The organism is Citrobacter sp. TBCS-14 (genome assembly GCF_005280805.1).
Classification (GTDB): domain Bacteria; phylum Pseudomonadota; class Gammaproteobacteria; order Enterobacterales; family Enterobacteriaceae; genus Citrobacter; species Citrobacter gillenii.
Window position 1 is genome coordinate 1 of sequence record NZ_SZWM01000104.1, and the last position, 201, is coordinate 201.

At 51.7% G+C, this 201-nt stretch carries 1 protein-coding gene; it reads right to left on the reverse strand.

What is annotated here, in order from left to right; all coding sequences use genetic code 11:
- Positions 1 to 23 precede the first annotated feature (23 nt).
- Positions 24 to 201, reverse strand: a 178-nt coding sequence (locus tag FDX22_RS00575; RefSeq protein WP_146716571.1) for a host cell division inhibitor Icd-like protein, incomplete at its 5' end; no start/stop codon positions are given.

Sequence of the window (201 nt, forward strand, 5' to 3'; positions counted from 1 at the left end):
GCCTTGCTTAAAATTCATGGATTTCATGCAACCACCTCCCCGGCGCTTTTCACAGGGATACGGGCAGCAAAGCTCAGGATAAATTCAGTGGCAAGTTTGAGTCGTGCAGCATGCTCGCAGTCTGCGATTACACGCACAGGACGTGGACAGGCATCACGGTCTGTACGGCGGACAGCCAGAAAAACAAAGGTAAATTCAGGG